Raw genomic sequence first — 1316 nt, forward strand, 5'->3', positions numbered from 1 at the left:
CCAAGTTCAACTGGGTACTCTCCAACTTACTGGCGCTCCTGCGGCAACAGCTCTTTGTCCACCGTGATCTCTGGCTGTGGATCGACCAACCCTTTCAGCTCCGCCCCCGCCAGCCTTTGAGCAACTGCCATTATCCTTGACATAACTTGGACAGCAGAACCTTCACTCAATCTCGAACGACGGAGAAATAAGTCTACCCACCTCAAATAACTTAGACAGCAGCCTCAATCCCAGAGCCCTTCCGCCCCCCGGTTTCCGGCGCCCTACCTGAACTCCAACAGGCGCTCGCGCTCTCCCTTTATCCCTATGTCTTCAGCCTTTGTCCAATTCCATTCCTGCTAATTTGGACGGCAGTGAAATTTTCTATAACTTCAGATATGAGCAGTTCCTTACGTAAATCTATTAGTTACTCGGCAGTTACTTACATAAACCTATTAGTCTGAGCGACCAGGTCACAGCCTGTCTCTCCACAGGAGCGCGAGCGCTCAAGTTCGTGAAGGAGCAACGCATCAGAGAAAGGTCCATGAGAGACGGCACAGTGGGCGAATGTGATCGCCGCCATGGTCGATGAGTCAGGTAAGTCCTCAATACTCATACCTCGCAGGATTGGGTAGAAATCAGGATTGGATGCCCGTTCATCATTGAGCACAAGCAGTCGCACCTCATCAAGTAGCTGAGGACTGAAGAAACGGTCCATCGCCATTCTCTGGTCGACGGAAAGCGAGATGGCGGTATGAATATATCCGTTTCGCTGCGTCCCGATGTAGTTAGCTACGAGGTTTGGCCGGATGTGCATCGTCGATTAGCTCCGCGATGCGCACCACTCGCACCACTGCTGCGTTGCCGAACAGCGCATACGAAGGTTCGACAGCTACGAGATTGCTCTGACGGCGTATAAGAATGAGGATTATATGAGAAGGCGCTGGCGAGACGGATTTTCGGATTGCGGAGGGGGCTTGAGGGGAGTCATGTGGTTGAGAACCTTATTTCTGGCGAGCTTGTATGTCTTTGGCTGCGTGGCGGCGCTGGGTCAGAGGCCGGTGTATCAGCTGCGCATCTACAAGCTGCATGCCGGGAATGAGCAGCACTTCCACGAACGCTTCAGCGAGCAGTGCATGCCGATCATGCGGCGATACGGCTTCGATATCGTATTTACGAGCGAGACAGGAGAGGCCGGGCACAAGGAGTTTGTCTATCTGCTGCGCTGGAAGGATCGCGAGGCGCAGAACGCGGCGTGGAAGAGGTTTCTTGCGGACCCTGAGTGGATCGAGATCAAGAAGGTGACGGCGGCGAGATGGGGTGACCTGGTGGACGAG

At 54.0% G+C, this 1316-nt stretch carries 1 protein-coding gene; it reads left to right on the forward strand.

Annotated features, from left to right (window positions below):
- Window positions 1–974 precede the first annotated feature (974 nt).
- A partial coding sequence (locus Q363_RS09045; protein ID WP_211256152.1) for an NIPSNAP family protein occupies window positions 975–1316 on the forward strand: 342 nt, incomplete at its 3' end.

The organism is Edaphobacter aggregans DSM 19364 (assembly GCF_000745965.1).
GTDB lineage: Bacteria > Acidobacteriota > Terriglobia > Terriglobales > Acidobacteriaceae > Edaphobacter > Edaphobacter aggregans.